The organism is Bradyrhizobium sp. NAS96.2, from assembly GCF_001908235.1.
In the GTDB taxonomy this organism is placed as follows: domain Bacteria; phylum Pseudomonadota; class Alphaproteobacteria; order Rhizobiales; family Xanthobacteraceae; genus Bradyrhizobium.
Map to the genome: position 1 here is coordinate 1 of NZ_LGHK01000210.1, position 25,890 is coordinate 25,890.

Annotated in this window: 26 protein-coding genes; 14 read left to right on the forward strand and 12 right to left on the reverse strand. The window is 64.3% G+C overall.

Annotated elements, in window-relative coordinates; all coding sequences use genetic code 11:
- Positions 1-38 precede the first annotated feature (38 nt).
- The 5 genes from AC628_RS34525 to AC628_RS34545 all read left to right on the forward strand — a co-directional run bounded on the left by AC628_RS34525 (position 39) and on the right by AC628_RS34545 (position 1,991).
- On the forward strand, positions 39-341 hold the full coding sequence (locus AC628_RS34525) for a MarR family transcriptional regulator (RefSeq protein WP_074131174.1): 303 nt from the start codon (positions 39-41) through the stop codon (positions 339-341).
- A gap of 2 nt (positions 342-343) precedes the next feature.
- Positions 344-553 carry a hypothetical protein gene (locus tag AC628_RS34530; RefSeq protein WP_074131175.1) on the forward strand — a complete coding sequence of 70 codons (210 nt, stop codon included), beginning with the start codon at positions 344-346 and terminating at the stop codon, positions 551-553.
- A 2-nt stretch (positions 554-555) separates the two neighbouring features.
- Entirely contained in the window at positions 556-690 is a 135-nt protein-coding gene (locus AC628_RS45900) for a hypothetical protein (RefSeq protein ID WP_283806730.1), read from the forward strand.
- Positions 691-769: 79 nt separating this feature from the next.
- The gene (locus tag AC628_RS34540) at positions 770-958 is read left to right on the forward strand and encodes a helix-turn-helix domain-containing protein (protein ID WP_074131176.1); all 189 of its coding nucleotides are present in this window, start codon (positions 770-772) and stop codon (positions 956-958) included.
- Complete coding sequence (locus AC628_RS34545; RefSeq protein ID WP_074131177.1) at positions 948-1,991, forward strand: CHAT domain-containing protein; 1,044 nt, start codon at positions 948-950, stop codon at positions 1,989-1,991. The genes AC628_RS34540 and AC628_RS34545 overlap by 11 nt, the downstream gene beginning before the upstream one ends.
- 84 nt (positions 1,992-2,075) lie before the next feature.
- Here the strand turns inward: AC628_RS34545 and AC628_RS34550 are convergent, their stop codons facing one another.
- The 6 genes from AC628_RS34550 to AC628_RS34575 all read right to left on the reverse strand — a co-directional run bounded on the left by AC628_RS34550 (position 2,076) and on the right by AC628_RS34575 (position 10,700).
- Positions 2,076-2,393 carry a sigma-70 family RNA polymerase sigma factor family protein gene (locus AC628_RS34550; RefSeq protein ID WP_245321481.1) on the reverse strand — a complete coding sequence of 106 codons (318 nt, stop codon included), beginning with the start codon at positions 2,391-2,393 and terminating at the stop codon, positions 2,076-2,078.
- Positions 2,394-3,275: 882 nt separating this feature from the next.
- Entirely contained in the window at positions 3,276-4,160 is an 885-nt protein-coding gene (locus AC628_RS34555) for a sigma-70 family RNA polymerase sigma factor (RefSeq protein WP_074131178.1), read from the reverse strand.
- The gene (locus AC628_RS34560) at positions 4,157-4,795 is read right to left on the reverse strand and encodes a flavodoxin family protein (protein WP_074131179.1); all 639 of its coding nucleotides are present in this window, start codon (positions 4,793-4,795) and stop codon (positions 4,157-4,159) included. Before AC628_RS34560 ends, AC628_RS34555 begins: the two co-directional genes overlap by 4 nt.
- Before the next feature lie 227 nt (positions 4,796-5,022).
- The gene (locus AC628_RS34565) at positions 5,023-6,621 is read right to left on the reverse strand and encodes an ABC-F family ATP-binding cassette domain-containing protein (RefSeq protein WP_074131180.1); all 1,599 of its coding nucleotides are present in this window, start codon (positions 6,619-6,621) and stop codon (positions 5,023-5,025) included.
- A 132-nt stretch (positions 6,622-6,753) separates the two neighbouring features.
- On the reverse strand, positions 6,754-8,073 hold the full coding sequence (locus tag AC628_RS34570) for an Hsp70 family protein (protein ID WP_074131181.1): 1,320 nt from the start codon (positions 8,071-8,073) through the stop codon (positions 6,754-6,756).
- A 251-nt stretch (positions 8,074-8,324) separates the two neighbouring features.
- A complete protein-coding gene (locus tag AC628_RS34575; RefSeq protein ID WP_074131182.1) occupies positions 8,325-10,700 on the reverse strand; it encodes a glucose/quinate/shikimate family membrane-bound PQQ-dependent dehydrogenase in 2,376 nt (791 codons plus the stop codon).
- Between the two features lie 340 nt (positions 10,701-11,040).
- On the opposite strand from AC628_RS34575, the gene AC628_RS34580 reads away from it, so the two are divergent.
- On the forward strand, positions 11,041-11,790 hold the full coding sequence (locus tag AC628_RS34580) for a class I SAM-dependent methyltransferase (RefSeq protein ID WP_074131183.1): 750 nt from the start codon (positions 11,041-11,043) through the stop codon (positions 11,788-11,790).
- On the opposite strand, the gene AC628_RS34585 is transcribed toward AC628_RS34580, so the two are convergent.
- Positions 11,787-12,266: an SRPBCC family protein gene (locus tag AC628_RS34585; RefSeq protein WP_074131184.1), complete on the reverse strand. Its 480-nt coding sequence runs from the start codon at positions 12,264-12,266 to the stop codon at positions 11,787-11,789. The two genes, AC628_RS34580 and AC628_RS34585, sit on opposite strands and share 4 nt — an antisense overlap.
- Before the next feature lie 7 nt (positions 12,267-12,273).
- The gene (locus tag AC628_RS34590) at positions 12,274-13,230 is read right to left on the reverse strand and encodes a LysR family transcriptional regulator (RefSeq protein WP_074131185.1); all 957 of its coding nucleotides are present in this window, start codon (positions 13,228-13,230) and stop codon (positions 12,274-12,276) included.
- Between the two features lie 106 nt (positions 13,231-13,336).
- Between AC628_RS34590 and AC628_RS34595 the strand changes: the two genes are divergently transcribed.
- On the forward strand, positions 13,337-14,518 hold the full coding sequence (locus AC628_RS34595; RefSeq protein WP_074131186.1) for an MFS transporter: 1,182 nt from the start codon (positions 13,337-13,339) through the stop codon (positions 14,516-14,518).
- Positions 14,519-14,541: 23 nt separating this feature from the next.
- A complete protein-coding gene (locus tag AC628_RS34600) occupies positions 14,542-15,576 on the forward strand; it encodes an aldo/keto reductase (RefSeq protein ID WP_074131193.1) in 1,035 nt (344 codons plus the stop codon).
- Between the two features lie 36 nt (positions 15,577-15,612).
- On the opposite strand, the gene AC628_RS34605 is transcribed toward AC628_RS34600, so the two are convergent.
- On the reverse strand, positions 15,613-16,515 hold the full coding sequence (locus tag AC628_RS34605; protein ID WP_074131187.1) for a helix-turn-helix transcriptional regulator: 903 nt from the start codon (positions 16,513-16,515) through the stop codon (positions 15,613-15,615).
- A 309-nt stretch (positions 16,516-16,824) separates the two neighbouring features.
- Here AC628_RS34605 and AC628_RS34610 point away from each other — a divergent pair, with 309 nt between their 5' ends.
- Positions 16,825-18,465 carry a flavin-containing monooxygenase gene (locus tag AC628_RS34610; RefSeq protein ID WP_074131194.1) on the forward strand — a complete coding sequence of 547 codons (1,641 nt, stop codon included), beginning with the start codon at positions 16,825-16,827 and terminating at the stop codon, positions 18,463-18,465.
- Between the two features lie 141 nt (positions 18,466-18,606).
- Entirely contained in the window at positions 18,607-19,800 is a 1,194-nt protein-coding gene (gene acmB / locus AC628_RS34615) for a methyl acetate hydrolase AcmB (RefSeq protein ID WP_074131188.1), read from the forward strand.
- Here acmB and AC628_RS44455 read toward each other — a convergent pair.
- Genes AC628_RS44455 through AC628_RS34625 form a run of 3 tightly spaced genes read right to left on the reverse strand, consistent with a single transcriptional unit; the run spans position 19,797 to position 22,031 of the window.
- A complete protein-coding gene (locus AC628_RS44455; RefSeq protein ID WP_168193514.1) occupies positions 19,797-19,973 on the reverse strand; it encodes a hypothetical protein in 177 nt (58 codons plus the stop codon). The genes acmB and AC628_RS44455 overlap by 4 nt on opposite strands.
- 10 nt (positions 19,974-19,983) lie before the next feature.
- On the reverse strand, positions 19,984-21,351 hold the full coding sequence (locus tag AC628_RS34620) for a sensor histidine kinase (RefSeq protein WP_074131195.1): 1,368 nt from the start codon (positions 21,349-21,351) through the stop codon (positions 19,984-19,986).
- Between the two features lie 5 nt (positions 21,352-21,356).
- Positions 21,357-22,031 carry a response regulator transcription factor gene (locus AC628_RS34625; RefSeq protein ID WP_074131189.1) on the reverse strand — a complete coding sequence of 225 codons (675 nt, stop codon included), beginning with the start codon at positions 22,029-22,031 and terminating at the stop codon, positions 21,357-21,359.
- A 329-nt stretch (positions 22,032-22,360) separates the two neighbouring features.
- Between AC628_RS34625 and AC628_RS34630 the strand changes: the two genes are divergently transcribed.
- From AC628_RS34630 to AC628_RS34645, 4 genes are all read left to right on the forward strand, one after another.
- Positions 22,361-22,939: a class I SAM-dependent methyltransferase gene (locus tag AC628_RS34630; protein ID WP_074131190.1), complete on the forward strand. Its 579-nt coding sequence runs from the start codon at positions 22,361-22,363 to the stop codon at positions 22,937-22,939.
- 10 nt (positions 22,940-22,949) lie between these two features.
- The gene (locus AC628_RS34635) at positions 22,950-23,609 is read left to right on the forward strand and encodes a DedA family protein (RefSeq protein ID WP_074131191.1); all 660 of its coding nucleotides are present in this window, start codon (positions 22,950-22,952) and stop codon (positions 23,607-23,609) included.
- Between the two features lie 350 nt (positions 23,610-23,959).
- The gene (locus AC628_RS34640; protein WP_502689812.1) at positions 23,960-24,727 is read left to right on the forward strand and encodes a UDP-2,3-diacylglucosamine diphosphatase; all 768 of its coding nucleotides are present in this window, start codon (positions 23,960-23,962) and stop codon (positions 24,725-24,727) included.
- Positions 24,727-25,767, forward strand: a complete 1,041-nt coding sequence (locus AC628_RS34645) for a glycosyltransferase family 4 protein (protein WP_074131192.1) — start codon at positions 24,727-24,729, stop codon at positions 25,765-25,767. Before AC628_RS34640 ends, AC628_RS34645 begins: the two co-directional genes overlap by 1 nt.
- Positions 25,768-25,890 lie beyond the last annotated feature (123 nt).

Sequence of the window (25,890 nt, forward strand, 5' to 3'; positions counted from 1 at the left end):
GCATAAATAGCTTCTAATCTATTCAGGGAGAGGTTGAGTTGAGTACAACGGAAACGCTGTTGAAGGGCATTCTCGCCACGGTCGGACGCACGGCGTTTCCGCCGGATGCCCTATATAAAATCGTCGCGCCAACTACCGACAGTGCCAAGCAAGTCTTGGCCTACAATCTCTGCGATGGGGAAACGCCGCAGGGCGAAATCGGCAAGAAGGCGAAACTCGACAAGGGGAATCTGAGCCGGACGATCGCCAAGTGGATCGAAGCTGGCGTGGTGATCCGGGTCGGTGCCGAAGGCCATCCGTTACATCTTTACCCGCTACCCCCCAAGAAGGAGGTCGCCTGAGCATGGCTGACGATATTTCAGAGAAGCTCGATATTCTTATCAAATTGCAGGCCGCGGCGCTTACAGCCCCGATGGGATCAACCAAGGACAAGATCGTGTTCCTGGCGCAAGCAGGGCTCCGCCCTTCGTTGATCGCCGAAATTCTTGGTACGACCGCGAACCACGTCAACGTCGCCCTCTCCAAACAGCGCAAACCGGCAAAGAAGAAATAGCCATGGCTACCGATACTGAAACTTCCCTTATTGCAGAGTTGCGTGATGTGAAGATGCTGCTGGTTCTTCAGGCCTTGTATCGGGCTGCCAGCAAAAGCACATCGCCGCTGCGCTTGGCGTCAGTGATGCCACATTGAGCCGAATGTTGCCCAAAGGCTTCGCCAAAGAAATTTCCAAGATCGCCGAGCGTCGTCTTAAACCGGAGAAACCTGCCACATGATCACCGAAGACCAAGCCGCCACCATCCTCAAAGAGCTAGAAATGCTTCGCAAATTGAAGCTGCTGGAATTCATGGACAAGGGCTATTCCCAGGGCCAGCTCGCCAAGGTCTTAGGTGTTAGCCAGCCTACTATCAGTCGCATGGTGCCGAACGTAACGTCGAAGAAGGCCCGCAATGAAGGCTAGAACTGCTGTCGTCGACTGGTCCGGCAATTACGAAGAAAACTGCATTCAACTGGGACGGCACCTAGGCAAGGATAAAATCCGTCGCCGACTTTTTAACGCGATCTACGGGCGCGGCATCAAATCCCGTACCAAAAAGCAACTAATGACGGAAATCGGCCTGAAATCAGGTCAGGGCCAACAGGCCCAAAACCAGCTGGATCTCCTGGTGCGATACGGTCTCATTTTGCGCGATGAGAACGATGGCGCTGTTGCGGACGGCAGCCGCTATATCTATGGCAAGGAGCCCAACGTGCGCGCTCACCGCAAGCGGATCGTTGCGCACGCTGATAAGCCCGCACTCGCGAAAAAGACGCCGACCAAGCGAAATCCTATTATTCGGGGGGCAACGCTTGTCGTTAAGCCCGCCCTGGTCACCCGACAGGCGCTTAAGAAACGCAAGCACGTCGATGTTCTCTATCTCATGGCGAATCCGATCAAGAAGCACAGTTTGCGCGTTGATGCCGAGGTCAAGGCCGTGAATGCTGAGATTCGGCGCTCGAACTTTAGAGACAGCATCACTCTTCACCAGTCGCCTGCTGCAGATTTTGACGATATTTTGCACGGCCTGAACGACCATAAGCCGCGCATTATCCATTTCTCAGGTCACGGCAATGCCGCAGGACTTGCCATGGACGGTGGCGGTACGAAAAGGGTCAAAACCAGATTTGTGCCGTTCGCGTTGCTGGGGCGGGCCCTAGCGGCGACTGACAAACCGCCCGAGATAGTCGTATTGAATGCCTGCGAAAGCGCAGGGGCGCGAGCGACGCTTCTAAAGACCGCGAAAGCTGTCATCGTGATGAGGGATACCGTATCGGACATCGCCGCAGTCGCTTTCGCAACGAAGTTCTACGGAGCGATCGCCAGTGGTTTGTCGCTGCAGGCAGCGTTTGATCAAGGATGCGTCGCCGTTGCGGCAGTATCTCTTGTTGAAGCAGATACGCCGGTGCTTATGACGGGCAATGGGGTGAACGCCAAAAAGGTCTTCTTGGCCTGATGATTTCGACGCTACGCCTAGTCAGACATTATACTTCGACGAAATACTTCGACGAAGCGCTGAGCGGAGATGCGTGAAGCATCATCAATTCTGCCATCCCGTCACATCAGGTATGTTGTGCAGCTTGTCCGGATTGCGGGTCACATAAACCGCGACGATCCGTTCGTTCTCGAACTGCAACGCTGTCGTTTGAATGAGGTCATCCTCGATGGTGACGAAGCCCGGCAATCCGTTGATGGTTGTGTCGCGGATCAAGCGCGACGGATGCGCGCTGAACAGACGGGCGAGCCCCGCGAAACGCTCCATCGCCGCTTCGAGCCCGACCAGCGGTCGAATCGGCGCCGGCACCCAGCCGCCGCCATCGGCATAGACCACGACATCCTCGGCGAGCAGCGCGCGCAACGCGGCAAGGTCGCCCGTTCGTGTCGCCGTGAAGAAGGCGTTTGCGAGCCGCAGGCCTTCTTCATTGCCGACCTCGATGAGGAGACCGTTGCAGCGGCTTCACCTCGCTGAGGGCACGCACGCCATCGCCTCGCGAGCGCGACTGGGAGACGCGTTCCATCGTGACAACAGCGGTTCTCGGTGAAACCTGCCTGTCGGTCCGGCCTCGGTAACCTTAATTTTTCCTTTCGATTGTCGATAAAGTTTTATCGATTATCCTCGTGACAGTTGAGCGGTGTGACGAACCGCACGATGAGAGGCGAGAGCCGAGTGGCTCGGCAGTCTCCCTGAAATCGAAGGGTGGGCAGAGCGCAGTGCCAGCCACCTTTCGGGCTGTCCGGCGGCGGCCGGCGGGGCAAATCAATTTCTGAAGTGCATTTGATTGCCAGATTGCGGCGCATCTCGCGCCGCATGATGCTTCACAATTGGGATGTTCCAAATGACGTTCGCGCATTTATTGATCGCGGTCAGTGGCGGTTTTGTGCTGCTGGCAGGCTTCGTCGCATTTGCCCTTTGGCGAAACGCACTGCATTCGACAGCGCGGATTTAGCAACAGGCGAGATCTGACTCCGGCGGCCTCGCTCATGGGGGTGAGTGAAGCCTGCGGGGATGGCCGCACCGCCGCGCGGCCTGACAGCCGAGCACCGCGCCTACAACCTGCCCCAAGGCGACGCGTGCTCGGCTGTTCATTATCCAAACAGCCTTCACCGTTCGAAGCATTGATCGTGTGAAAGCAACTTGCTTCGACGCTGAGAGCGTCGGCGAGGGAGATCGATCGCTGTGCGTCGTGGGGCGGCCTCATTGCGCTCCCTGCGCGTCAATGCGGCCTCGCGGGACGCGCGATCAGTTCTGCCATCCCGCCACATCAGGCACGTTTTGCAGCTTGTCGGGATTGCGGGTCACATAAACAGCAACGATCCGCTCGTTCTCGATCTGCAAGGCAGTCGTTTGAACGAGGTCATCCTCGATGGTGATGAAACCCGGCAATCCGTTGATGGTTGCGTAGCGGATCAATCGTGAGGGGTGCACGGCAAACAGGCGGGCGAGTCCCGCGAAACGCTCCATGGCGGTCTCAAGCCCGACCAGCGGTCGGATGGGTGCCGGAACCCGGCCGCCGCCATCGGCATAGACCACGACATCTTCGGCGAGCATCGCGCGCAATGCGGCAAGGTCGCCGGTCCGTGTGGCCGTGAAGAAGGCATTGGCGAGCCGCAGGCCTTCTTCATTGCCGACGACGAATCTCGGCTTGGCATCGTGGATATGCGCGCGTGCGCGGCTGGCAAGCTTGCGGCAGGTCGTAGCCTCGCGCCCGATCGTCTCGGACACGGCATCGAAGTCCAATCCGAACACGTCATGCAGCAGAAAGGCCGCCCGCTCCAATGGCGACAGGCGTTCCAGTGCGATCATCAACGGCAGGGTCAGGTCGTCGGCCGCTCCTTCCTCCTCGGGGTCAAAGAACGGTTCGGGGAGCCACGGTCCGACATAGATGGTCCGCCGGCGCCGCGCGGATTTCAATTCGTTGAGCGATAATCGCGTGACGATGGTGTGCAGGAGCGCCTTGGGATCGCGGATCTGATCGCGATCGGCGGCGAGCCAGCGCAGCCAGGCGTCGTGAACGACGTCCTCCGCGTCCGCCACCGAGCCCAGCATCCGATAGGCGAGCCGGATCAGGTGCGGGCGCAGATCGGCGAAGATCTCCGCCGCCGATGTTTCAGTCGCATCTTTCATGAAGCCGCCCGAACGGTCACCGCAGCCGCGTCGCGGCCGCGCGCAAACTGCAACGCGGTCCTCGCCACCCGCTGTCCCAGATGACGGGCGGTCGCGAGATCGGAGTCAGGCGGCGCGGTGTCCGCACTCTCATCGGTGTTCGATTGCGCGCCGGCGCCGAGCCAGAATCCGAGCCTGTTCGGATCGGCGTCCGATCCCGATGCGGAGTTGTTGCCCGGCGGCAGATCGAGATTGACCCAATGCATTCCGTGTTGGGCGGCGAACAGTGAAAGCTGGATCAATGTGGACAGCTTGTCGCCGGCATGCGCTCCCGAATTGGTGAAGCCCGCCGCGAGCTTGTCCTTCCACCGATAGCCCTTGGACATCACCGCACGCGAAGTTGCTTCCTGAAACGCTTTGAACGCCGCGGAGGCGGCGCCCATGTAGGTGGGCGTGCCGAAGATCAACGCCTCTGCAGCCATCAGATGATCCCAGTTCTGCTCCACGTTCTCGACAGGCACCAGCAGCGCCTCCGCGCCGTCGACATCCCCAACGCCGGACCTGACGGCCTCAGCCTGGCGCCGGGTATGTCCGTAGGCGCTATGATAGACGATTGCGATCAGGGTACGATCGCCTCCGGTTCCGATAGTGTGCATGGTGTCCTCTGCTGCTGCCATTACAGAGGCTAAGACAAGGCAGCGCGTCGAAACGTGACATGCCCTCCGAATTTTTGCCCGGAGGATATTGCGCCAATTGACCGTCGCTCAGGCGGTCGCGGTGGCCGCCGGCTCCTTTGCATGGGGTTGTTTTCGATATTTTGGCGGGAGCCGCGGCGGCCGGGCTACGATCCGACCCTTGCCGAGGGATGAGCCGCACAACCAGTCTATCGCGATTGGGTGCCGGCACCGAGCTCGAACCTGCGGGTGATCGCGATCGCCTCCAGGAAGGCCTCGTCGTGGCTCACGACCAGCAGCGCGCCGTCATAGGCCCGCAACCCGGCCTCGACCGCTTCCATCGATTCGATGTCGAGATGGTTGGTCGGCTCGTCGAGGATCAGGAGCGGCGGCGGTGTTGGGCCGCCGAGAACACAGGCGAGGCCGGCACGAAGCAACTGGCCGCCGCTCAGGCTCGCGACGATCTGCAAGGCCGCATCGGCGCGAAACATGAAGCGCGCCAGCGCGGCACGGCAGGCGTTCTCGCCGGCATCCGGATTGATGCGCCGGAAGTTATCCAGGATCGAGACTGTGGCATTCAGCAGGCTGACCGCCTGATCGAACATCGCAAAGCGGGTCATCACCTCGACGGTGCCGCGCACCGCGGTCAGTTCGCCGCTGACGAGCTTGAGCAGCGTCGTCTTGCCGGCGCCGTTGGGGCCTGTGATGGCGATGCGCTCCGGGCCTGAGATCGAGAAGGTGAGACCATGCAGGATCGGCGCGTCCGCGGTGTAACCCGCATCGGCAGCATCGATCCGCAGCATCATCTTGCCCGCCGGCAGATGCGTCGACGGCAGCTGCACCGAGAACGGCTGCAGCACTTCGATGCGCTGGCGTGCGGCGGTTGCGAGTTCAACTGCTTGCGTCCGCCGCCGCTCGGCGAGGCGCGCGGTTTCGCCACCGCTGTCCTCGCTGCGGTCCTTGCGCAGCCCGGCGGCGATCCGCGGCAGATCGCCCTTGGCGCGCTTCTTCGCGCCGGCACCGTCCTTGCGCGCCTTCTTCTCAGTCGCTTCCCTCGTCTTGCGGTCGATTTCAGCGACGCGCTTCTCGGCATCATCCAGATCTTGTCGTGCCGCCGAGAGCTCGATCGCCTTGCGCGCGCGGTACTGGCTCCAATTGCCGCCGTAGCGCCGGGCTTCCAGCGAGGTCAGCTCGACGGTCGCGTCCATCGTCTCCAGCAGTTCGCGGTCGTGGCTGACGACGATGGCGCCGTGCTGCCAGCCGGCAAGCAGGTCGATCACCGCCTCGCGTCCGGCGCGATCGAGATTGTTGGTGGGCTCATCGAGCAGCAGGAAGTCGGGCTCTGCAAACGACAGCGCGGCGAGACGCGCCCGGGTCGCCTGTCCGCCTGACAGCATCGCCAGCGGGGCGTCGAGCACGTCGTTCAGTCCGACGCGCGCGAGTGCGGCCGCGATGCGCGTGTCGAGCGTCCAGTCGACATCCGCAAGCTCCTCAGCTGTCGCTAGGCCCTGTTCGGCACGGCGCAACGCGGCCAGCGTGCGCCGCGCGCCGAACAGATCGATGACGCTTTCATCCGGATTCACCTGAACCGTCTGGTTCAGCATCGCGACGCGTCCCTGCACCGAGACCGTGCCGGCGTGCGGCGGCTGCCGGCCTGCGATCAGGCCGAGCAGCGTCGTCTTGCCGACGCCGTTCCTGCCGACAAGGCCGGTTCGTTCGGGACCGAAACTGAGATCGATATTGGAAAGGAGAACCCGGCCGTCAGGCGCGGACAGGGTCAGATGGGAGAGCGTGATCGATGCTGGCATGGATATCCCCGTGGGCAAGGCTGATGGGCATTGCGGTCAGGGTGAAATCCATTGCTGTCGGCATCCTCAGGCATTGATGATTGAATTGATGTAGTCGCGTATTGCGCCGGGATCAAGGCGCGCGGCGGACCATCACGCCGCTTCGGCGAAGGTCCAGCGGTCGGGATCGGCCGTGTGGCCGATCAGGGCGAGACCATAGGCGATCGATTCGAATTGATCGGCCGAAGTCAGCCGCGCTTCGCCGAAGCGCTCGGCGAACAGGCGCTGCACGGCCGGCACGAACGAGGTGCCGCCGGTCAGGAACACCTTCTCGACGTCGCGCGCGGTGATGCCGGATTTCGCCAGCGCCTCGTCGACGGTGGCGCCGAGCCGCTCGATGTCGTCGGCGATCCAGGATTCGAAATCGTCGCGCGTCACGGTGGCGCCGATATCGATGCCTTCGCGGGCGAAGCGGAACTCGACGCTGTCGTTGCTCGACAGCGCGACCTTGGTGTCGGACACGGCACGATACAGCGCGAAGCCGAGATCATGGTCGACGATGGTGATGAAGTCGTGCAGCGGTGCCGGATCGAGCGCAGTGCGCGCGAGCTGCTGCAATTCGCGGAGATCGCCATTGCCGCGCATCATCGCGAGCTGATGCCAGCGCGCGAGGCTCGAATAATAGTGATTGGGGATCGGCAGCACCTTGTCGAACGAGCGGTAGTTGGTGCCCTTGCCGAGCCGCGGCGAGACGATGTGGTCGACGATCCGGTAGTCGAAGGTGTCGCCGGCGATGCCGATGCCGGCATGTCCCAGCGGCTCGGCGCGCAGCACGCCGCCCTTGCGCGAGAACCGCATCACGGAGAAGTCGCTGGTGCCGCCGCCGAAATCGGCGACCAGCACGGTGGCGTCGTGATCGAGGCTGCGCGCAAAGGAGAACGCTGCGCCGACCGGCTCGTAGACATAGCGCGCATGGCCGGCGCCGAGCCGCTCGAACGCGGCGCGGTAGCGCTGCATCGCGAGCTCGTCATTCGGATTGCCGCCGGCAAACTTCACCGGACGGCCGACCATGATGGTCGGTGCGCCCAAATCGAAGCCGTCGCCGGCATGGCGCGTCAGCGTGCGCAGGAACGCGGCGAGCAGGTCCTCGAACTTGTAGCGCTGGCGAAAGATCTGCGTGGTGTTGAAGGCCGAGCTGGCCGCAAAGGTCTTGAACGACTGGATGAAGCGATGGATCGTCCGCCCCTCGAGGAACTGCTCGATCGCCCACGGGCCGCCCTCGGCGCGCGGATGCAGGCCGGCGCCCGGCCGTTCCTCCCAGAAGCACAGCGCTGACACATAGACGCTATGCGTGCGGCCGCCATGGTCGAATCTGACGGCCTCGACGCGGCCGTCGCCGCCAGACAGTGCGACCACGGTGTTGCTGGTGCCAAAATCGACGCCAATCGAGACGGCGGGCGGGGCGCTCGACATGTCATGCTCGGAATTTGATGTGAAAGGGGGCGGACCTTTAGCGGCTTTGGCCTGGCTTGCCAACCCTTCCGAACGCTATTCGAGTTGGGCAAGTTCCACCTCCCCTTGGAAAGGGGAGGTCGCTTTGCTCGCCAGAGCAAAGCGGGTGGGGATCAGTTCTCTCCGCAGACAGCATCGCCTGCGTCTGACCCCCATCCCGGCCTTCCCCCTTTCAGGGGGAAGGAGAAAGACTGCTGCCCCGATGAAGCAGTTCAGTCCTTCAATGCGTAAGCGATGACATAGTCGCCGCGCTTGGTGCCGAACGTGCCATGGCCGCCGGCCGCGGTGACGACGTACTGCTTGCCGCCAGCCTCGTAGCTCATCGGCGTCGATTGCGCGCCGGCGGGCAGGCGGTCTTCCCAGAGCACCTTGCCGTCACGCACGTCATAGGCCCGGATCGTATACTCATAGGTCCCGGTGTAGAAGGCGACGCCGCCGGCGGTGGTGATCGGCCCACCCAGCATCGGCACACCCATCTTGAACGGAAGCGGCAGCGGCGTGGTGTCACGGATCGTGCCGTTGGGATGCTGCCAGACGATCTTCATCGTCCTGAGATCGATCGCGGCCATCGAGCCCCATGGCGGCCGGTAGCACGGCACGGAGAGCGGCGAGAGGAAGCTCGAAATATCCACCCCGAACGGCGTGCCGTACATCGGCTGCGTTCCGACCTCGCTGCCGACCGGCTTCTCGGCGGTCGGCGCCGGAGGATTTTGCGGGCCGCGTGGAATCAGCTTTGAAGCGAATGGCAGTGACATCGGATTGGCGATGGCGATCTGCCTGATCGGATCGATCGCGATGCCGCCCCATTCGAACATGCCGAGATTGCCCGGGAAGACCAGCGTGCCCTGTAGCGACGGCGGCGTGAAGGTGCCCTCGTAGCGCAGGCGATGGAACATGATCCGGCACAGCAGCTGGTCGAAGATCGTGCCGCCCCACATGTCGGCGCCGGTCAGCTTCGCTTCCGGGCGGAACGTCAGTTCGGAAAACGGCTGCGTCGGCGCGCTGCGGTCGCCGGGCGCGGGCCCCTGCGGCACCGCACGTTCCGGCGCCGGCACGATCAATTCGCCGGTCCTGCGGTCGAGCACGAAGATGTTGCCCACCTTGGTCGGCTGAATGATTGCAGGAACGACGCCCTTCGCCGTCGTCACATCGACAAGGCTCGGTTGCGAGGGAACATCCATGTCCCAGAGATCATGATGCACGGTCTGGTACGACCAGGCGCGCTTGCCGGTGTTGACGTCGAGCGCGACGATCGAGCTCGAATAGCGCTCGACCAGCGCATCGCGATTGCCGCCCCAGATGTCGGGTCCGTTGTTGCCGGTCGGGATGTAGACCAGGTTCAATTTCGGATCGAACGAGGCCGTGATCCAGGAATTCGGCGAGCCGTTGGTGTAATGCCGCGTCGGCGACGGCAGCGCGTTCTCGTCCGCCGCGGCGGAGTCCCAGGCCCAGACCAGTTTGCCGGTGTAGACATCGAAGCCGCGGATCACGCCCGACGGCACTTCGACCGCGTAATTGTCGATCACTGCGGCGGCAACGACCAAAATCTTGTCACTGACGACGGGCGGTGACGTCGGCTCGAAGAAGCCGGCGGTCTTGATCCCCATCCCCTGCTGCAGGTCGAGGATGCCGTGATCGGCAAAGCCGTCGCAGAGTTTGCCGCTGTCGGCGTCGAGCGCGATCATGCGGCCGTCATTGACCGGCAGGAAGATCCGCCGCGGGCACTCCGCAGGCGCCGGGCTGCCGCTGGAGTCGACGGCACCCTGTGCGGTCTCGTGATAGGAGACCCCGCGGCAAGTCATGTGCTGAAATGTCTTGTTGTGCACGAGCTTGGGGTCGTAGCGCCAGCGCTCGGTGCCGGTCCTGGCATCGAGCGCGAACAGCACCTGGTGCTGCGAGCAGAGATAGAGCGTGTCGCGCACCTTGATCGGGGTGACCTCGAAGGTGGTCTCGCCGGAATCCTCCGGCGTCTTGACGTCGCCGGTCCGGAAGGTCCAGGCGACCTTGAGATTGGCGACATTGTCGGGCGTGATTTGTTTGAGCGGCGAATAGCGCTGTCCGAATTGCGTGCGGCCATAGGCGCGCCAGTCGCCATCCGGCTGCGGATCGGCTTCGCTCTGCTGCACGGCAGCGCCGGCCTCCGCGATCGTGCCGTTGATGTCGTGATAGTTCGTCAGCAGCCCGGCCACGAGGACGGCTGCAGCCGCCGCGACGCCGATCCAGAGCGGCGCCGTCGCGCGCGCGTAGGATACCGGCTCGCCTCGCGTCAGGGCGCGAACGATGGCCGGCGTGAGCAGCCAGAGCGCCATCGGGAAGATGATGTCGCCGCGCGCCGCGAGCGGCCACCAGTCGAAGCGCACCTCGTCAACGGCCCACGCCAGCGTGCCGACCAGCACGATCGCAAACAGCCACAGCGCGGAACGGCGCTGCATCAGCAACAACGCCGCCGTGGCGAGGATGCCGACGCCGAGGACGATGTAGAAGATCGATCCACCCAAGGCGGCGAGCCAGATCCCGCCGGCCGCGAGGACCAGCCCGATCAAGGCGTAGACGATAGCTGTGATGAAGACTGCCCTGGATCGCGGCATGGTCGCTCCGGTGCGCAAGAGGGACCGGGCTTGTCGTGCAAGCGCAACAGACCGTGTCCGCCTTCGAGGACTGTGGTTCAGCCAATCGCAACTTGCAACCTGGAACTGCGGCGTGGATGCGCCACAAGCGCGTAAAGTTGCCATGCGAAACCCGCCGGAGAAAAATCGTTCAAAATGCGACGCATTGTTCGACGAGGAGCAACCGGCCCGCGGCGCTGACGCAAAGGTGAGGGGGCTTCAGCGAATTTTGACTCGACGTACCCTTCCAGTCCCTTGCAGGCGCTGCTCTATACCGTCGGGCAGATTTCATCGCTGAAAGCTGGCTCGCAGAAGAAGCAAAATGACATTGAACCCGACAGCCAGGAATTATCGCGTCGCGGTCGCCGCCTACGAGGCGGGCCGGCCCAGCTACCCCGCGGAGATCGTCGCCGCGCTGCCCCTTCAGACTGCGCGCTGTGTCGTCGATCTCGGTGCTGGAACCGGCAAGTTCACCCGGCTGCTGCTTCCGCATCTATCCGAGACCGCCCGTCTGGTCGCCATCGAACCCGTCGCCGAGATGTCGGCGAAGCTCGCGACCGAGGCAGGGGTCGAGGTCATCAACACGCGCGCCGATGCGATCGGACTTGAGACCGGCAGCGTCGATCTCGTCACCTGCGCGCAGGCCTTTCACTGGTTCGACAATGAAGCGTCGGTTGCCGAGATCGCGCGGTTGCTGCATCCCGGCGGCACGCTTGCGCTGGTCTGGAACAACCGGGATGACCGCGCGCCATGGGTCGATGCGCTATCCGTCATGATTGAAAAATACGCCGGGGATACGCCCCGGCAACGCTCCGGTCGCTGGCGATGGATCTTGAAGGATCCACGCTTCGTGCTCGAGAAGGAGATCGTGCAGGACCATCCGCACCGGATGGCGCGGTCAGGGGTCTACGAACGCGTCGTGTCGACGAGCTACGTTGCGGCGCTTCCGGATGCCGAAAAGGCTGTCGTTCGCGACAGGACGGATGAGATTCTGCGCGAGGCGGGTCTCGGCGATGCAGAGGAAGTAGTGTTCCCCTACGTCACGCGTCTTTATCTGCTGAAGCGGGTCTAGATTGCCTCTTCGACGGCCCGCTTCAGGCGCGGCAGCGTCATGCGCCAGTAGAATGCGACATGCTTGGCACCGGACTCGGCACCGATTTCCCACCCGTTTCCGCGGCGGATCGGCGATGGCGGCACTTGCTGGGTGACGGTCAGCACCGTGTCGCTGCCGTCGGCCGCGAGCGTCATCGTGATCGTCGCATGGGATTGCGGAACGTCCGGCAGGCCGGAGACCTGTGACCAATAGGAGTATTCGAGCCGTCTTGGCGGATCGACATGGAGGACGCGCCCCTTGTCGCGATAGCGCTTCGCGCCGATCTCCGCTTCGATCTCGATCGGCGCGCCGATCTGCCAATCGGTCCTGAAATGCGCATTGCGCCAGGTTTCGCCGGCATTGGGATCCATGATCGTATCCCATACCTGCCTTGGATCCCCGGCGATGCGGATCGACTCGGTCACGGGCTGCAAGGCCAGCGGTTCGTCCGTCATCGCATGCTCACTTGCCGCCCGTGATCTTCCATTTTCCATCCGCGCCACGCCGCAGCGCCGGGTCGCCGATGCGGATGTGTTGTGCCAGAAAATCGATGAAGGCGCGCACCCGCGCCGGCAGCGGGCCGGCGTGGCCGACATAGACCGCGTGGATGTCCTCGCGATCGCCGGGATTGAGATTTTGCAGCACCGGTACCAACCGTCCGGCTTCGATGTCGGGGCCGATGTGGAACAGCGCCAGTCGCGCCACGCCGATGCCGCCAAGCGTGAGCTGGCGCGCGGTCTCGCCGTCGCTGGCGCGGGCGACCGGCGGAGGTAATGCCTCCTCGATCTTTTCGGCGCGGCGAAACGGCCAGCCGCGGATGCTGCGCGGAAAGGTCCAGCCGATGCCGCGGTGGGCGGCGAGGTCGGCCGGGGTCTTCGGGGTGCCGAAGCGCGCGAGATAGGACGGTGCGGCGACCACCGCCATGCGACTGGTGCCGAGCTTGCGCGCGATCAGCCGCGAGGCGCCGAGCGGGCCGGCGCGGATCGCGACATCGGCGCGCTCCTGCATCAGATCGACCAGCGTGTCGGTCAGCACGACGTCGAGCGTGATGTCGGAATGCTCGCGCATGAAGCGCGGCAGCAGCGGCATCACATGCAGCATGCCGAACGGGATGTTGCTGTTCACGGTGAGATGGCCGCGCGGCACGCAGGAGGCGGCCTCGCGTTCGGCCTCATCGATATCGGCGAGGATGCGCTGCGCGCGTTGATAGAAGGCCTGGCCTTCTTCGGTGAGCTGGAGCTTGCGTGTGGTGCGGTTGACCAGCCGCGTGCCGAGCCGCGTCTCGAGCCGGGAGACCAGCTTGCTGACGCCCGACGGCGTTTGGCGCAGGCTGTTCGCGGCGGCGGTGAAGCCGCCGAGGTCGACGACGCGGACGAACACGTCCATCTCGCCGGAGCGGTTGGTGTCTATTCGGGCCATCTTGAATTCACGTCACAAATGATTGGATTGCGGCCATTCTAATCCTTCCGCGCCCGGACCGCTATGTCGCATTGCGGAATCCTCACTTCACTCTCCGGAGCGACACATGCCTCTCGCAGTCCTTGCCTTGACCGCCGGTGCCTTTGGCATCGGCACCACCGAATTCCTCATCATGGGACTGTTGCTGCAGGTCGCTGCCGACATGCATGTGTCGGTCTCTGCCGCGGGCCTGTTGATCTCCGGCTATGCACTCGGCGTGTTCGTCGGCGCGCCGATTTTGACGCTCGGGACGCGCAAAATGCCACGCAAGGCGGTGCTGCTGGCGCTGATGGCGATCTTCACGCTCGGCAATGCGGCCTGCGCGCTGGCGCCGAACTACGAGCTCCTGATGGCGGCACGCATCCTGACCTCGCTGGCGCACGGCACCTTCTTCGGCGTCGGCTCGGTGGTGGCGACCAGCCTCGTCCCGGAAGACAAGAAAGCGTCGGCGATCGCCACGATGTTCATCGGCCTCACGGTCGCGACCCTGCTCGGCGTGCCCTTCGGCGCCTGGTTCGGCCTGATGCTCGGTTGGCGCGCGGCGTTCTGGGCTGTGGCCGCAATCGGCGTGATCGCGTTCATCGTACTGGCGCTGCTGGTGCCCGGCCATGTCGGCGCCAAGGACAAGCCTGCGCCGCTCCGTGAGGAACTCGCCGTGCTCGGCCGCCCGCAGGTGCTGCTCGGGCTCGCCATGACGGTGTTCGGCTTCGGCGGATTGTTCGCGGTCTTCACCTATGTGCAGCCGATCCTGACGCGGCTGACCGGATTTTCCGACGCCGCGGTCTCGCCGATCCTTTTGGTGTTCGGCGCCGGCCTTGCGATCGGCAATGTCGCGGGCGGGCGGCTCGCCGACAAGGGATTGGCGCGTGCGTTGCTGGTGTCGCTCGGTGGCCTTGCTGCCGTCCTCGTCGCGCTGGCAGCCGTGATTTCGATCAAGGCATTGGCGGTGGCACTCTTGTTCGTGCTCGGCATCGCCGCGTTCGCGACCGTCGCGCCGCTGCAGCTTCGCGTGCTGGAAGCCGCCGGCGTGGAAGGGCGCACGCTGGCCTCCAGCCTGAACATCGCGGCCTTCAATCTCGGCAACGCGCTCGGCGCCTGGGCCGGTGGCCTGACCATCGATCGCGGCCTCGGCCTCGGCGCGCTGCCGCTGGTTGCGGCGCTGATCACTGCGATCGGGCTGCTGCTCGCAGTATGGAGCCTTCGCCTCGATCGGCCGGTCGTGCTGGCCACGCAATGCCCGGCGGAATGAACAGCATCACAGGGAGTATGACCATGGAATACCGCAATCTCGGCGCGTCCGGCCTGAAGGTCCCCGCGCTCAGCTTCGGCACCGGCACTTTCGGCGGCCAGGGACCGTTGTTCTCCGCCTGGGGCCGCAGCGACGCCAGCGAGGCACGGCGGCTGATCGACATCTGCCTCGAGGCCGGCGTCAATCTGTTCGACACCGCCGATGTCTATTCGAACGGTGCGTCGGAGGAGATCCTCGGCGCCGCGATCAAGGGCCGCCGCGACAAGGTGTTGATCTCGACCAAGACCGGCCTGCCGATGGGCGACGGCCCGCTTGATGCCGGCACTTCGCGCTATCGCCTCGTCGCCGCGGTCGACGCCGCACTGCGCCGGCTCGGCACCGACTATATCGACCTGCTGCAACTTCATGCCTTCGACGCCTTCACGCCGATCGACGAGGTGCTGTCGACGCTCGATGCGCTGGTGCGCGCCGGCAAGCTGCGCTATGTCGGCGCCTCGAATTTCTCCGGCTGGCATTTGATGAAATCGCTGGGGATCGCCGAGCGGCACGGCTGGCCGCGCTACGTCGCGCATCAGGTCTATTATTCGCTGGTCGGTCGCGACTATGAATCCGAGTTGATGCCGCTCGCGCTGGACCAGGGCGTCGGCGCGCTGGTCTGGAGCCCGCTCGGCTGGGGCCGCCTCACCGGCAAGATCAGGCGCGGGCAGAAGCTGCCGAAAAATAGCCGGTTGCATGAGACCGCGCAGTTCGGGCCGGCGGTCGACGACGAGAAGCTTTACGCGATCGTCGATGCACTGGACGCCGTGGCCACAGAGACCGGCTGCACCGTGCCGCAGATCGCCATCGCCTGGCTGCTCACCCGTCCCAGCGTGTCATCCGTCATCATCGGCGCGCGCGATGAGGCGCAGCTGCGCGACAATCTCGGCGCGGTCGGCTGGTCGCTGTCGCCGGACCAGATCGCGCGTCTCGACAAGGCAAGCGCGGTGATGCCAGCCTATCCCTACTATCCCTACCGCATCCAGGAAGGCTTCGCGCGGCTCAATCCGCCGCCGGTGTAGGGTGCTCGCCGCGCGCCGGTCGCGCACGGTTCAAGCTCATGCTTCGAGCTTCGTCTCGCAGACTTGCCGGCGGTACTCCGCCGGCGTCACGTTCATGTGCTGCCGGAACACGCGATTGAGGTGGCTCTGATCGGCGAAGCCTGCGAGCAGCGCGATCTCCTTCAGCGCCACGCGATCCCTGCGCAGATGCTGGCATGCGTGTTCGACCTTGCGCCGCAGGACGTAAGCGTGCGGCCGCATCCCGTAGTGGACGCGGAACTTGCGCGCGAACTGCACCGGCGTGCAGTTGCAGATGGTCGCGAGCTCCTCCAGCGTGATATTCCGGAAGATGTTCTGCTCGACATAGTCCTCGATCAACCGTGCATGGGCCGGCCTGAACCTGCCCTGCGCGCAGGGCATCTTGAATTCGATCGCGGCGTATTTGCGCAGGATGTGCACGCTCGCCTGCAGCGCCAGCGCGTCGTAGCAGAGGCGGCCGCCCGGACCGCCGGCGGCGACTTCCTGAACCATCTGGTCATTGATCCAGGTCAGCATAGGATCCTCGACCTTGAGCAAATCGTGAAGCTCGACCGTCTCGGCGTCGCGATCGAAGGCCTCGCTCGCCGTCTTCGTCATCAGGGCAGGAGAGATGTAGAAATGCGTGACCTCGATGTCATTCTTCCAGTGCCAGCTTGACGGCTCTGCGCGCGTCAGAAGCGACGTAACGCCGCGGCCGACGTGATCTTGCTTCCACGCGCTGCCGACACGGCGGTTCATCGACGTCACGCCGTCGCGATAGAGCACCAGGAGGAAGTTCTCCGACGGCGGGACCCAGATGTCTGATGGTGCGTAGCGGAAGATGCGCAGCCGGAAATCGTTCCGTCCGATCGGCGAACTATCCAGCTTCAACTCGCCGGGAGCGTAGCGCGGCAGTTCCTCGACCGTGATCAACTGGCCCATCGCGCGAGCCTCCTCCCTGGAAACCATCGGCGGTTGACTGCTTCTTCTTGTCTTTTTGGCCGGACGGCTGAGCGCAGAATAAGCCGCTTTCGCCGTTTGCCAAGGAGACCAATGGCCGATCGCGATTGCACGGCCGCGTTCCAGAGATTGTCGGTTTCATCCAAGCGCCGGAAGCCGCAAGCGCCATAGCCTCCTGTGCGTCCCGGCAGCTCCATCCATGCCGTCGGGGCCCAGATTGGCGCAACGCACCGTCATCCCGCGATGCAGCGGATGGGAAAGGGCGTGCGAGAAACCACACAGGAGGAAACCATGACCGCGACCGCAATCAGGTCCAATGGAAGCAACGGCGCGCACGCGACATCCAAGTTCGACGCCGTGGTGATCGGCGCCGGCGTTGCCGGCCTTTATCAATTGTTCCGCCTGCGCGAGCAGGGCTTGAAGGTCAGGGCCATTGACGCGGGGTCAAGCGTCGGCGGCACCTGGTACTGGAACCGCTATCCCGGCGCACGCTTCGATTCCGAAGGCCACACCTATCAGTATCTGTTCTCCGAGGAGCTCTACAAAGGCTGGAGCTGGAGCGAGCGGTTTCCGGGCCAGCCGGAGATCGAGCGCTGGCTGAACTATGTGGCCGACCGCCTCGACCTCAAGAAGGACATCCAGTTCGGCACCACGGTCAAGAGCGCGCATTTCGACGAGGCGACGCAGCGCTGGCAGGTCGCCACCGACAAGGGTGAAGTCATCGACACCCAGTTCCTGGTCACCTGCTGCGGCATGCTCTCGGCTCCGCACGTGTCCTTTCCGGGACAGGAGACGTTCAAGGGCAAGCTGTTCCACACCGCGCGCTGGCCCAAGGGACCGATCGAACTCGCCGGCAAACGTGTCGGCGTGGTTGGCAACGGCGCGACCGGAATCCAGGTGATCCAGTCGATCGCCGGCGAGGTCGGCCATCTCAAGGTGTTCATCCGCACCCCGCAATACATCATCCCGATGAAGAACCCGAAATGGGATGCATCGGACGCGGCGGCCTACAAGTCGAAGTTCAAATTCCTCACCGAACGGTTGCCGAAGACGTTCACCGGCTTCGAGTTCGACTTCGAGCACGCCTGGGCCGACCTGACGCCGCAGCAGCGCCGCCAGGTGGTCGAGGAGTGCTGGAATGACGGATCGCTCAAATTGTGGGTGTCGTCCTTCGCCGAGCTGTTCTTCGACGAGGCCGTCAACGCCGAGATCACCGAATTCGTGCGCGAAAAGATGCGCGAGCGGATCAAGGATCCCAAACTGTGCGAGCAGCTGATCCCGGCCGATTACGGCTTCGGTACCCACCGGGTGCCGCTGGAGTCTAATTTCCTCGAGGCGTTCCACCGGCCCAATGTCGAGATCGTCAGCGTCAAGGACAATCCGATCGCCCGCATCACGCCCGAGGGCATCCAGACCGCCGACGGTACGGTGCACGCGTTCGACGTCATCATCCTGGCGACCGGGTTCGATGCCGGCACCGGCGCATTGACGCGGATCGACATCCGCGGCCGCGATGGCCGTTCGCTGAAGGAGGATTGGGGCCGGGATATCCGCACCACCATGGGCCTGCAGGTTCACGGCTACCCGAACCTGTTCACGACAGCGGTGCCGCTCGCGCCTTCAGCCGCGCTTTGCAACATGACCACCTGCCTGCAGCAGCAGGTCGAGTGGATCGACGACTGCATCAAGTACATGCGCGGCAACAACCTGAACGTCATCGAGCCGTCCAGGGATATCGAGGATCAGTGGGTCGCGCATCACGATGAAACCGCCAACGCGACACTGATCGCGAAGACCAACTCCTGGTACCTCGGCTCGAATGTCGAGGGCAAGCCGCGCCGGGTGCTGTCCTATTGCGGCGGCGTCGGCACCTATCGCCAGAAATGCGACGAGGTCGCCGCGAGCGGCTATCGCGGCTTCGCCATGCAGTAAGTCCGATCGCAATCGGACTCCGTAGCCCGGATGGAGCGAAGCGTAATCCGGGACCCGTGACACCGGCTGCACCAACCCCGGATTTCGCTTCGCTCCATCCGGGCTACGCAGGTCAACATCACAAAGGTATGGAGAAAAACAATGAGCACGAACTTCAGTGCGGCTGCAGATGCGATTCTCGATGGCGTCGTGACGTCGAATCCACGTGTCCCCGGCGTCGTGGCGATGGTGACCGACCGGCATCGCAACATCTATGAAGGCGCCGCCGGCAAGCGCCGGCTGGACCAGCCGGCCGACATGACGACCGACAGCGTGTTCGCCATCTTCTCGACCACCAAGGCGATCACGGGTACCGCCGTCCTGCAACTCGTCGAGGAGGGCAAGCTGGATCTCGACGCGCCGGCCAAGACCTATGCGCCCGACATCGGCAAGCTCCAGGTGATCGAGGGCTTTGACGACAAGGGCGAGCCGGTGTTGCGCGCACCGAAGCGCGACATCACGACCCGCATGCTGATGGTGCATAGCGCGGGGCTGGGCTACGACTTCATCAACCACACCTACAATCGCCTCGCGCAGGAGAAGGGGCAGCCGAGCGTCATCACGGCGTCGAAGGCGTCGCTGATGACCCCGCTGCTGTTCGATCCCGGCGAACGGTGGGAGTATGGCACCAACATGGATTGGTGCGGCCAGATCGTCGAGGCGATCACCGGAAGGCGGCTCGGCGAGGTCTTCAAGACGCGGATCTTCGAGCCGCTCGGTATTCAGGATACGACATTCGAGCTCACTGGCGCGATGCGCCGCAAGCTCGCCGGCATTCACGCCCGCAACGCCGACGGCTCGCTCACGCCGATGGATTTCGAGTTGCCGGCCAATCCGGAAATCCACATGGGCGGCCACGGGCTCTACGGGACGATCGGCGACTACATGCGCTTCATCCGCATGTGGCTGAATGACGGCGCCGGAGAGCATGGCCGCGTCCTCAAGGCCGAGACGGTGCGGATGGCCGAGAAGAACCATCTCGGCAACAACAAGGTCACCGCGATCACGGGCGTGATCACCTCGCTCGCCAACGATGCCGAGTTCTTCCCCGGCCAATCGAAATCCTGGGCGTTGAGCTTCATGATCAATGACGAGCAGGCGCCGACCGGCCGTCCCGCCGGCGCGCTCGGCTGGGCCGGTCTCGCCAATCTGTTCTACTGGATCGATCGGCAGAACGGTTTCGGCGGATACTGGGCGACGCAGATCCTGCCGTTTGGTGATCCGACATCCTTCATCGGCTATATCAATTTCGAGACCGCGTTCTACGAATCCCTGCGGATGCGCAAGGCGGGCTAAAGCATGATCCGGAAAAGTGCGAAGCGGTTTTCCGAGAAGATCATGCTCAAACAATAAGCTAAAGCACGATGACGATTTGACCCGATCTCATCGTGCTTTAGCGTGTGATCCACAAAAGCGCGATGACGATTGAGCCCAATCACATCGCGCTTTTTGCCGCCTGCTGCGGCCATCTCGGCTCGATCAGCAGGATGGCTGCACCTTCGGGAACACCATGCGCATGCAGGCGCCGCCGGACGGCGCCTGATCGACCTCGATCCGGCCGCCATGCAGGCGCATGATGGACTGCACCAGATCGAGGCCGAGGCCGGCGCCGCGCCCGCCCGGATGCAGCCGGCGGAACGGCTCCAGGATCTGCTCGCGCTCGTCAGGCGGAATGCCGTCGCCGTCGTCGCAGACCTCGATCAGGCCCGCCGCCGTGACCCGAACCAGGATCGTGCCGCGCCGCTGCCCGTGGTCGATGGCGTTCTGCACGAGGTTGGTGAGAGCGCGTTCGAGCGAAGTCTGGTCGCCGGTCACCACGATGGTCTCGTCCTCGTGTTCGAAGGACATTTCATATCCCGCCGCGAAGGCGAGCGGCGCGAGGTCGAGCACGACCTGCCGCGCGACGCCGACGAGATTGACGGGGCCGAACGTGTCGGCGCGCTGGTCGAGCCGTTGCAGGTCCAACAGCTGGCCGGCCATGACGCTCAGCCGGGTCGCGTCCTCGAGCAGGTGGGTCTTCTCCGGCCCGGCCTCGAGCGAAGCCACCCGGGTCGAGAGAATCGCGATCGGCGTGCGGAGTTCGTGGGCGGCATCGGCCAGGAAGCGGCGATGGCGCTCGTAACCCTTGTCGAGGCGATCGAGCGCGGCATTGATGGCCTTGACCAGCGGGGTGATCTCGATCGGCACCTTGTCGAGCGGCAATTGGACGCCGCGCTGATCGATGTCGATGCGTTCAGCCTGCGCCGCGACTTGCGCCAGGCCATTCATCGCCCGGCGCACCACGAACGGGGTCGCGACCAGCGTCGCCAATGTCATCAGCACGACGATCGGCAGGATCATGTTGAGGAACAGCAGCGGTGTGCTCTCCAGCGCGCGCCACATCGAGAGCTCGCCGTAGGTGCCGGTCAGGATCTGGATCCGTCCTGCCGAGGTGTCGACCCATTTGACGAGGCCCGCGGGTCGCGCGGCTTCCGCGGCGTTCCATTTGAGCCGCGCCTCGCTCACCTGATCGAGGCTTGATGCGATCGGCGCGAATTGCACGGGCACCGCGCCCTCGGAGAGTTGATGTCCCTCGCCGTCGCGGATGACGAACCAGAGGTCGGCATGCTCGGCGCGCAGGGCCGCGAGCTCCGGCGTTTGGCGCAGCGTCAGTCCGCCCGTTTCATCGCGGGTGATGGCGTCGCGCAGCGTATCGAGCGTGCTGCCTTCGTACTCGCCGATCAGAAGCCCGGCCCGCAGCAGCCCGATCGCAGCCGCTCCGATCAGCAGGATCAGGAGGGTCAGCGTGACGGCCTGCAGGCCCGCGAGCCGCCCGATCAGCCGCCACGTGAGGGATCGCGGTCGCAGCACGCTCACGGTATCTCCCGCAGCACATAGCCGAGGCCGCGAATGCCGTTGATCGCGACGCCGGCGTCGGCCTCGGCGAGCCTGCGGCGCAACCGCGACACATGCGTATCCAGCGCATTGGGCTGCACGTCGTCGTCGAGGCCGTAGACCGCCTCCATCAGCGCTGAACGCTGCACCATCCGTCCCATCCGATGCAGCAGCGCCTCGAGCACCAGCCGTTCGCGGCGCGGCATCTCCAGCGGGCGTCCGTCGACGCTGGCCTCGCGATGGGCAAAGTCGAACGACAGGCGGCCGATCCGCGCGGCATGCTGCTGCACATTGGCGGGCCGGCGCAGCAGCGCGCGCAACCGTGCCAGCAGCTCCTCGAATGCAAACGGTTTGCCGAGATAATCGTCCGCGCCGCAATCGAGGCCCGAGATCCGGTCGGCGAGCTCGCCGCGGGCGGTCAGCACCAGCACCGGCACCGTGTTGCCGCTCGCGCGCAGTTTCGGAATCAGCGACAGCCCGTCGCCATCGGGCAATTGCCGGTCGAGCACGATCGCATCATAGCTGCCAGCCGCGGCAATCGCCTCGGCTTCCGACAGGTCAGGCGCGTGATCCACCAGCATGTCGTGGCGTGCGAGTGCCGCACGCAGCGCTGCGACCATTTCCGGCTGGTCCTCCACCAACAGCACGCGCATTTCGTCGTCTTTATCCCTGCATCGGGTTCGTCACTCGATCTGCCGGCTTTATGTCCGATTCATTGCGGCAACCTTGCGGTTTGCTCCGCGCCAATGCGTCGCGGCGCGAAATTTCGCATGCGTGCGCATTCGCGACAGGCTGGCGCAAGCTTCGCATGAGACAGAGGCCTCGGTCGGAGCGGGCCGAATCGTCCCGCCACCGACCGACACGCTCAACCGGCGGGAGCCTCCGACACACGGCGCCTGCAATGCGAAAGATACGGGAATGGCCTTGCTAACGAATCCGCGGCGCGAGATGCGCTACGCGCCCAGCATGCGGGAGCTCCAGCATGTCAGCCGCTGACATCCTGCCGTTCTTCCGCGCCTGGGTGCGCAATCCGATGCGTGTCGCCGCGGTCGCGCCGTCCGGGCCCGCCGTCTCGTCCCTGATGACGCAGGAGATCACGGCGGACACCGGTCCGGTGATCGAGCTTGGCCCCGGCACCGGCGTCTTCACCCGCGCGTTGCTGAAGCGCGGCGTGAGGCAGCAGGATCTGACGCTGGTGGAGTACGGCTCCGAGTTCATCCCACTGCTGCAGCGGCGCTTCCCGGGTGCCCGGGTGCTCTGGATGGATGCGGCCTGGCTGTGGAGGGAGAGGCTGTTCGAAGGGGCGCCGGTCGGCGCTGTCGTGAGCGGGCTCGGGCTTCTCATCATGCCGCCGGAGAAAGTCACGACGATCCTCGATGCCGCCTTCCGCTATCTCCGTGCCGACGGTGCGTTCTACCAGATCACCTATGGTCCGCGTTGTCCGGTCGCAGACGAGATCCTGGATCGCCTCGATCTGCAGGCGAGCTGCATCGGGCAGACGTTCCGCAACTTGCCGCCGGCGTCCGTGTACCGGATCAGCCGCCGCCACCCGCACGCTTGATCGAGGCGCCATGGACACGTCGAGCACGATCGCAATGTTCCTGCACTTCGGCCTGGTGGGCGTTGGTTGCCTCGCCGTCGCCGAGAAGTTCATCCCGCTGCTGCCGTCCTATGTGCTGCTGATGCTGCTCGGGCTGACGGTCTCCGACGGCACGACGCTCGCGATGACCATCCTCGCGACCAGCGCAGGATCGGTCATCGGCGCGATCGGCTGGTACGGGCTCGGGCGTGCGCTCGGTTCGCGGCGCATCGAAGGGCTGGTGACGCGCTATGGCAAGTTCGTGCTGCTGCGGCCCTCGCTCTACCGACAACTGACCGATGCCTATCGCGGCAATCATTTCTGGGTGACACTGATCGGCCAGACCCTGCCCACGGTGCGGATCTATCTGGCGCTGCCCGCCGGCGTGCTGCGGCTGGAGCCGCGCGCCTTCGTGATAGCGACGGCGATCGGCACCGTGGTCTGGAACATGCCGTTCCTCACTCTGGGCTATGCGCTGCGCGGCAGCGGCCATGATCCGGTCAGCCTCGGCTTCTGGGTGGTGGTCGTCCTGATCGCCGTGGAGGTCGCGCTCTTTCTGGGATTCCGCTTCTACAAGCGCTCGCTCGCGCCGCGGCCTTTCGCGAAGCCGCTCGCGCTCCCCTCGCGCTTGCCAATGGAGGAAGGCGCATGAGAGTCCTGCTGTCCCGCCTGCGGCCCAGCTCACATACGCTCGAATGTGCCGCCGCGGCGTTGCTGGTGCTGGCCGCAAGCTATCAGTTCGGTGTCGCGGCGTCCGGCGGGCGATACCGCACGGCCGAGTTCGCGCTGTTGGTTCTCGTGGCAGGGATCTACTGGCATCGCTCGATCTTCCGGCGATGCGCCAGCCGCGACGTCACCAGGGTTCTCGCCGGATTGGCCGAAGCCATGGCGACGGCATTGAAGCGGGATGGCAGCGAAGCCGGAGACGTCCCGGTCCAGGTCGGCGGTGATCGCGCCGGCGCGGTGCGGCTCTCGTCGCGGCATCCTGTCAGAGTCAGAACCCTGTTCATCTCCGACGTCCATCTCGGAACCAGAGGGTGCCAGGCCGAGCGATTGATCGACTTCCTTCGGCACCACGATGCCGAAACTGTGTTCCTGGTCGGCGACATCGTCGATGGCTGGTGCCTGCGGTCGAGCTGGTATTGGCCCACGGCGCACAATGCGGTCGTGCGGGAGCTGATCGAACTCGCGCAGCGGGGCCGGCGCCTGGTCTACATTCCCGGCAATCACGACGAATTCCTACGTGACTATGCCGGTGCGGCGTTCGGCGGCGTCGAGGTCGTCGAACGGGCGATCCATCGTGGCCTCGACGGCCGCGACTACCTCGTCGTTCACGGTGATCATTTCGATCTCGTGGTGCGGCATGCGCGATGGCTCGCGCTGATCGGCGATGTCGGCTATCGGGCCGCGCTGGCCTCCAATGTCTGGCTCAACCGGATCAGGCGCCAATTCGGGTTCGGCTACTGGTCGTTCTCGTCCTGGGCGAAGTTGCGGGTCAAGAATGCAGTCAACCACATCGGGCGGTTCGAGGAGGTGCTGTCCTCCGAGGCCAGACGCCGCAACGTTCAGGGCGTGATCTGCGGTCACATCCACCACGCGGCGATGCACGATGATTTCGGCGTGCGCTACATCAATACCGGGGACTGGGTGGAGTCCTGCACCGGCGTGGTCGAGCGCTATGACGGGCAGTTTCAAATCGTTCGGTGGACGGATCCGCAGCCGGCGTTGAACGCGGCAGACTTCGCGCCGCTCGCGGAGGCGGTGGCCTGATGCGTGTCCTGGTGGCAACCGACGCCTGGCGGCCGCAGATCAATGGTGTCGTCCGCTCGCTCGAATACCTCGCCAGCGAAGCGCCGTCGCTTGGCGCGGAGATCAGCTTTCTCACGCCGGCCGATTTCCGCACGGTGCCGTTGCCGGGCTATCCGGAGATCCGGCTCGCGCTGCCGTCGATCGGGCGCATCGCACGCGCGATCGACGCGGCGCGCCCGGACTCCGTGCATATTGCGACCGAAGGCCCGATCGGCTGGATCAGCCGCCATGTCTGCCAGACGCGCGGCTATCCGTTCACGACCAGCTACCACACCCGCTTCCCCGAATATCTCGCCGCGCGGCTGCCGGTGCCGCTACGCTGGAGCTACGCGGCGCTACGCCGTTTCCATAATGGTGGCGACGGCATCATGGTCGGCTCACCGTCGCTCGAGCAGGCGTTGAAAGCCCATGGTTTCCGTAAGTTGATGCCGTGGTCACGCGGCGTCGACGCCGAGCTGTTCTGCCCGCGCATGGAGCGGCCGCTCGCTTTCCCGGCACCGGTGTTCCTCTATGTCGGCCGCGTCGCGGTCGAGAAGAACCTCGATGCGTTTCTCGGTCTCGATTTGCCGGGCTCGAAAGTCGTGGTCGGGGATGGGCCGCTGCGCGGCAGCTTGCAGGCGCGGTTTCCGCAGGTTCATTTTCTCGGCACGCGGACGGGGCGGGCGCTCGCCGATGTCTATGCGTCGGCCGATGTCATGGTGTTTCCAAGCCTGACAGATACGTTCGGGATGGTGCTGCTCGAGGCGCTGGCCTGCGGCGTGCCGGTCGCGGCGTTCCCGGTGATGGGGCCGCTCGACGTGATCGGCAAATCAGGCTGCGGATGTCTCGATCACGATCTGCGCCGCGCGGCGCTGGGCGCGCTGCTGGTGCCGCGCGAGAAATGCCGCGCCCATGCCTTGACCTTCACCTGGCAGGAAAGCGTGCGGCAGTTCCTCGACAATATCGGCCGGGCGCACGCTTCGCCGGCGCGCGCGGCCGTCGGGGGGGCGATTGCAGGCTAACTAAAGCGCGATGAGATGAGCTTGAATCGTCATCGCGCTTTAGATTCTTGTTTTCGCATGATCTTTTCGGAAAACCGCTTCACACTTTTCCGGATCATGCTCTAGCTGCCCAGCAACTCCGTG